Below are 6,395 nucleotides of genomic sequence, written 5' to 3' on the forward strand. Positions count from 1 at the left end.
ATCGGCTATGGCGGCAATGACACCTATTATGTCGATGACATCCGCGACAAGGAGATCGAGGCCGCGGGCGGCGGTACCGACAAAGTGCTCGCGTCCGTAAGTCATACCCTTGCGGGCGGGTCGGAGATCGAGCTTCTCGCCACCAGCAATCCGTCCGGCACGATGGCGGTCACCCTTGTCGGCAACGAATTCGCCCAGACTATCCAGGGCAATGCCGGTGCCAATATTATCAGCGGCCGTGGCGGCGCCGACACGATGACCGGCTATGGCGGCAACGACACCTATTACGTCGACAACGCCGGCGACAAAGTGAATGAGGCGGTAGGCGGCGGTACCGACAAGGCGCTCGCCTCGTCGAGCTATGCTCTAGCGGCCGGCTCGCAGGTCGAACTTCTCGCCACCACAAGCGCATACGGCACGACGGCAATTAATCTCACCGGCAACGAATTCGCCCAGACCATCCAGGGCAACGCCGGTGCCAACATCATCAATGGCGGCGGCGGCGCCGACAAGATGGTCGGCTATGGCGGCAATGATACCTACCAAGTGGACAACGCTGGCGACAAAGTCTACGAGGCAGTGGGCGGCGGCAGCGACAAAGTGCTCGCCTCGGTGAGCCATGCGCTTTCGGCCAGTTCACAGATCGAGCTTCTCGCCACCACCAACTCATCCGGTACGTCGGCAATCAACCTCACCGGCAACGGCTTTGCCCAGACCATCCAGGGCAACGCCGGCGCGAACATCATCAATGGTGGCGGCGGTGCCGACATCTTGACCGGTAACGGGGGCAATGATGCCTTCGTGTTCAACAGCGCTCTTGGAGCCGGCAATATCGACAGGATCACCGACTTCAACAAGCTTCAGGACAAGATCCACCTCGACCATGCCGTTTTTGCCGGGCTTAAGTTGGGAGATCTTTCATCCGACGCCTTCTTTGCCGGTACGGCCGCGCATGATAGCTCCGACCATATCATCTACAATAGTTCAACCGGAGCGCTCTCTTTCGACAGCGACGGGATCGGTGGCTCCGCTCAAACGCAGTTCGCCACACTTTCTCCAGGTCTCTCGATTACGGCAGGCTCATTCTTCGTGACCTGAAAGAGCTGGAGTAATGACCATCTCCAGGCAACGAGAATGCGGAGATGCGCTGGCAGCGAGCGATGATTTGCGCCGACGCCTGGCGGTCTTGCCAGGCGTCGGCGCGTGAGAGCAGCCTGCTCGCATCGGGCGCCAAAAACTTGCGTCCAGCGGACTGGATCCTCGTGAAGCTTGACCACCCGTCATCGCCCCATCATATTCGCCAACAGCCCGCGGCAGCGGAATCAGGCTGACTGGCTAATTCACTTCGTCGCGGGATCACCTGGCCAATCACTCCTGACGATAGCTACCGGGAAAGGACGCGGCGGCGATTGATGCGGGTGAGTCGGCGGTGTTTCAATTGAAGGTACCAGTTGAAACGGATGGGTGACGCCAACGCATTCGATACGGCGCCTCAGATCGGTGGCCGTCGCTGAATGCATATCCTTCCGCACGAGCAATCAATGGCACGGCGAATACACTGAGCAGTAAAAGGCGAAAGGCTCTCAGGGCACCATGCGCAGCACTGGCCTGACGGAAATTCCGTGCGATTGGGCCACCGCCTAGATACACCTTTTAGGCAAGATGGGCCTTATCGCGCCAGCTCGACCAAGCCGGATCGACCGCCGATTTCCGCAACAGCCGCATAGCGGGGGCGCTTGGAGACCGCCCTCCAACAGGCGCACATGTCGTCCGAAAAGGTGATGTCGTCCAGGATAATAAGTGCGCCCGGCGCGCAACGCCGCTCAACCAGATCGAGTTGCTCGAACACAAACTCACTTGTGTGAATGGCGTCTATGAACGCCATGTCTATCTTCGCGGGAAATTGATCCACGACGGCAAGGTTGTCCTCAAACGTGCCAATCGTGAGAGTGAACTTGTCGCTAATCCGGGATAGGTTCGACTTGGCAATGTCGGCCCACGCTTGATTCGGCTCGAATGTGAGCAGGTGGCCCCGGCCATTCGCCTCTATACCGGCCAGCCAGTACATGCCAGAAACGCCGAAAGCGGTTCCGAACTCAACTATCAGATTTGGCTTTTTGTCGATTGCGGCCCAGGTATAAATCCTGCCGACATCAGAGCTTGTGCGGACTTGGTTGGATGTGCGGCCGGTCGCCGTGTTTGTAGGATAGTTTTTGATTTGCGAGAACCCTTCCCACAGCGGCCTTTCACCCAAACTCTGGGTCGCTGTCGCAATCGCTTCGATCTCGTTGAAAGTCGAAACTGTTTGTCGGTCGAGAGAGGGAAGTCTTGTCGCGCACCACGATCCGGGCATAGCTCGTTTGACTGTCACTTTTTTTTTCGGTGTCTTGAGAATGCGCTTCAGCGGCGCCCGCACGAGACGGCGAATGATCTTATCGGCAAGTTCAAGCATAGCGTCGCCCTCGAAGGTAAGTCATCCATCCTTTCCACGGGCGGCATCGATTGGCAACCCCGGTAACAAGCTTGGCCATGCAGGTCAGCCCCAAACAGTTTGCCGTGTTGGCAACCAAGCCATCAACATAGACTTCATACGCCCGAACTGCCGTTCGCGAACACGCGGGTGATTGTCGGTGGCTCGCATCAAGTGGTCGCAGCCTTGGTGTCCATGATCAGCATTGGCGTGGGACGAGAAGCAGCAGGTTGCAGCCGATCCGGTAGGGCGTGCTACCTGACCGTCTCTGAGCCGTTGCCCGCGTACTCGATCCAAAAATACTCCTCCAAGTATACTCCTGAATGGCGACGGAGGGCTGGAATTGTTGGTGCCGCCTATGACCGCGGTTGCTTACCTAGAGACCGCCGACCCCGACAAAAACATTGCCCCCGTTGATGCAGACGTCCAGTGTTACACGCCATCCACCAAGCTGGGTGTTGAGGTTTTCACAGGCTTGAGCTAGTCAAGTCGGCGGGCGTGGCCTTGGCCAGTTCTAGTGGGTCGGTCACAGGTCGCTTGTTCGCTCGACGGATTTGTAACCCCCGAGCCGCCTGTCCCCTTTTTTCACGACTGGTTCGGTTAAAGGATTTCCATGTCTGATGAGAACGAATCTCTCCACGAAAACGAAGGCCCATCATGGTGGATTCTGATCATCCTCCTCGTGATATTTGGTCCGATTGTCTGGTGGCTGATCAGCTAAAGCGGTAACTCCGAATGGCTGCCCGAACCATACGGAGAGCGATCAGTTCCTTGCAGCGGTATGGCGGGATGCATGGTTTTGATCTTTGACTTTGACAGCGCTGTCGTCATTATTGCGCGGTGAAGGAGGGTAGTGACGGGGTTGTCTAATCGCCGCTGGGACGTCAAGCATGTAATTGCGTCGAGACGACGCTGCCGGGTGCATGGTTGTCTTCGCGGTCGACATCAGTCGCCGCATGATGGAGCTCCGCGGACGAGCCTTCAATGTGGACGACGGACTTTGCTGAGACAGCGGTGCAACCCCATCAGCGGAATGGCTCGGCTCACGTCCCGGCAGGGACGTCTCAGGCGCTCAGATCCTGAACGCTATTCGCAAGATTTCATGCTGTGGCGCCTGCATTTCGATCAAAGAACTCACCGGTCTTGAGCATCGAATGCATTATCACCGCCAGTTTGCGCGCCACAGCCACGGCAGCTCGTTTGAAGCCAACCCTCTCCCGGAGCTTGAGGCCCCACGTGCGCAGGCTGCTGTCGATCGAGCTGCGTGTCAGGATGACCGCCGCAGCCTCATAGAGAAGTCCCCGCAAATGTCGATCGCCGCGTCGGGATATATGGCCGTCATAATCGACTTCTCCCGATTGGTAGCGGCGAGTTGTCAGGCCGATCCAAGCGGCAACAGAGCGGGACTTCTTGAAGTTGCCCGGATCTTCAATGGCAGTGGCGAAAGAGGTTGCGGTAATGGCGCCGATGCCGGGGATCGACATGAGTATGCGGCATGCTTGGCTTTGACGTGCATCTGCGACAAGCTGGCGCCCAAGCTCGGCGGCACGGATGCGAATGCTGCGCCAGGCTTCCAACATCGGTAGGACGACAGGAGCAAGCTCGCTCTGATCGATAAGAAGGCTCCGGACATTCTTTTCGAATGTAGTTCCCTTACCGGCGGGAACGAGCAAGCCGAACGTTTTCATGATCCCTCGGATCTGGTTGGAAAGCTCGACGGTGATCCGGACCAGCCGAGTGCGTGCTGCCACGAGCGTGCGGGTCAACATACTGTCGAAGCCTTTCACGCGCACCTCGCGAAAGAATCCTGCTTCAGCAAGACGCGCCAAACCATCGGCGTCATTCGCATCCGTCTTGTTCGCCGCCATATCGAGAGCGGCTTTGGCATGGCGCGCATCGATGCAGATGGCTGGCAATCCCTCGGCGCGCAGCGCATGATAGAACCAAACTGACAGCGGGCCGGTTTCGAACACGACGCGCTTTGCGGCCGGCGCCCGCTTGCGGACAAGCTCGGCAATGATCCTGGGATCAGATGCGCACTTCCCGCGCCAGATCCGTTCGCCTTCACGGCGGATCGACACTGCCGTCTCTTTCATCGACACGTCGAGACCGATATGTTCTTCCATGGCTGTTCTCCGTTGATGCTGGGCCCGGCGTCCAGTCGTGAGCCCGTATTTCATCTTATCGGGGAACAGCCACCCTCCAAGACTATGATCGGTTCCAGGGCGCGTCGCTCCCGCGATTACCCCATGTGGACGCCCCCTCGACGGCATCGATGTGCCAGAATGGTGGTGTTTGACAGCCACCGTAAGAGAGGGAGCGTCCACAATGGAAGTTAACACGATCGGGTTGGACCTAGCGAAGAATGTGTTTCAGGTGCGGATTTCACTAAATTGGGACAGCCGTTTCAGTAAATCGCGGACAAGCGTTTCGCTAAGTCGCGGACAACGGAAGCGATCGAGTTCCGGTTGCCTTGTTGCTGTTAGGAGTGATTGATTTCGGTTATTTCGCTGCCGGTCAAGAGCGTCGATGGTTTTCGCTTTCGCATGCTGTCGCCTTCGAGCGTTATGCGGTGCGCATTGTGAACGATACGGTCCAGGATCGCATCGGCTAAAGTGACCTCTCCGATCATTTCATGCCAGGCGGCCACAGGAAGTTGAGCCGTGATCAGCGTCGATTTCCGCCGGTATCGCTCCTCGAAGATTTCGAGCAGATCGAGGCGCTGCCTGTCGCTCAGCGTATGCGTTCCCCGATCGTCGAGGATCAGCAGCTGGACGCGAGCGAGTTTATCGATAAGGCGCGGGAAGCGTCCGTCGAGCCTTGCAAGTGCGAGATCCTCGAAGAGCCGTGGCATGCGAACGTAGAGCACGGAATAGTCCAGACGGGCCGCCTGTCGTCCGAAGGCGCAGGCAATCCATGTCTTTCCGGTGCCCGTTTGGCCTGTCAGAATCAAGTTCTCGTTTGCCTTCAGCCATGCCCCCTGCGCCAAGGATAAGACGTTCCGGCGATCAAGGCCGCGGTGAGTGCTAAAATCGATGTCTTCGATCGAGGCATTGGCAAAACGCAGCTTTGCTGTTGCCAACCGATTGGTCAGCCGTTTGTCTGTTCTCAGTGCGATCTCGCGGTCGAGCATCAGGCCGAGCCGCTCGTCAAAGCTGAGGTCGTTTCCATGGACCTGCTCGGCAAGCTCGCGATAGGCCGCGACCATTCCGGCAAGGCCGAGCGTGTGCATTTGATCAAGGGTTGGATGTGTCAGCATCTGGGTGTTTTCCTTTCTCATTGATAGTAGGTTTTACCGCGGATATTGCCGTGCGGCGGTGCCGGCTTGACGGCCTCGCTCACGGGCGCAGCTTGGTCGAGACCAGATTTGAGAATGTTGGCGACGGACGAATAGCTCATTGCATTGATGGTCAAGGCACGCTCGCACGCCATTTCCAGGCGATCGGATTTGTAGCGTCGCGCCAAGGAAAGGACGCCCTGCGCGGATCGATAGCCTTGTTCCGGATGCGGGCGGTCACTCAGCAGACGCTCGATAAATATCGCCGTATTGCTCCCGACTTTTGCCGCTTCCTTGCGCAACGTGTGAGGCGTCGTGTTTGCATAGCGCTGGTGGGACTTCGGCAGATACCCTCCGGCGAAGGCCGCCTTGCGAGAGGACGGCACGGTAGCGAGGCTGCGCTCTTAAGGTCGCCCTTACGAGCGAAGTAGCGAAGTTAGCAGCACAGCATGAGCCATGTGACGTTATTGACCGGGCCTGAGCGTCGTCGTTGGCGTGAAGAGGATCAGTGCCGGATACTGGCCGCGGCATTCGCGCCCGGGGCCACAGTGGCGGCGGTGGCCCGTCAGTACGATGTCGCGACCAGCCTGATCTATAAGTGGCGCCGCACGGTGAGAGCCCGCGAGACGGGCTTTGCCGAAGTTGTCG

The 6,395-nt window shown here is 58.2% G+C and carries 4 protein-coding genes and 2 pseudogenes; 2 read left to right on the forward strand and 4 right to left on the reverse strand.

All coding sequences use genetic code 11. The features are described from left to right. Positions 1 to 1,098 (forward strand): annotated as a pseudogene (locus NKH67_RS33565) (calcium-binding protein); the annotation flags it as partial. A gap of 571 nt (positions 1,099 to 1,669) precedes the next feature. On the opposite strand, the gene NKH67_RS33570 reads toward NKH67_RS33565, so the two are convergent. The 4 genes and pseudogenes from NKH67_RS33570 to NKH67_RS33585 all read right to left on the reverse strand — a co-directional run. After that, positions 1,670 to 2,452 carry an O-methyltransferase gene (locus tag NKH67_RS33570; RefSeq protein WP_352475096.1) on the reverse strand — a complete coding sequence of 261 codons (783 nt, stop codon included), beginning with the start codon at positions 2,450 to 2,452 and terminating at the stop codon, positions 1,670 to 1,672. Between the two features lie 1,118 nt (positions 2,453 to 3,570). Next, positions 3,571 to 4,596, reverse strand: a complete 1,026-nt coding sequence (locus NKH67_RS33575; protein ID WP_352469319.1) for an IS110 family RNA-guided transposase — start codon at positions 4,594 to 4,596, stop codon at positions 3,571 to 3,573. A 356-nt stretch (positions 4,597 to 4,952) separates the two neighbouring features. Next, entirely contained in the window at positions 4,953 to 5,678 is a 726-nt protein-coding gene (gene istB, locus NKH67_RS33580) for an IS21-like element helper ATPase IstB (RefSeq protein WP_353033014.1), read from the reverse strand. Between the two features lie 68 nt (positions 5,679 to 5,746). Further along, positions 5,747 to 6,097: pseudogene (locus NKH67_RS33585) on the reverse strand (IS21 family transposase); the annotation flags it as partial. Positions 6,098 to 6,196: 99 nt separating this feature from the next. Between NKH67_RS33585 and NKH67_RS33590 the strand changes: the two are divergent. Then, a partial coding sequence (locus NKH67_RS33590) for a transposase (protein ID WP_353033012.1) occupies positions 6,197 to 6,395 on the forward strand: 199 nt, incomplete at its 3' end.

Source organism: Mesorhizobium sp. M0968, from assembly GCF_040319065.1.
In the GTDB taxonomy this organism is placed as follows: Bacteria; Pseudomonadota; Alphaproteobacteria; order Rhizobiales; family Rhizobiaceae; genus Mesorhizobium.

Bases quoted from the DNA above. Each gene is read 5' to 3' on its own strand.
- NKH67_RS33570 (WP_352475096.1), bottom strand. From the start codon at position 2,452: ATGCTTGAACTTGCCGATAAGATCATTCGCCGTCTCGTGCGGGCGCCG.
- NKH67_RS33575 (WP_352469319.1), bottom strand. From the start codon at position 4,596: ATGGAAGAACATATCGGTCTCGACGTGTCGATGAAAGAGACGGCAGTG.
- istB (WP_353033014.1), bottom strand. From the start codon at position 5,678: ATGGTCGCGGCCTATCGCGAGCTTGCCGAGCAGGTCCATGGAAACGAC.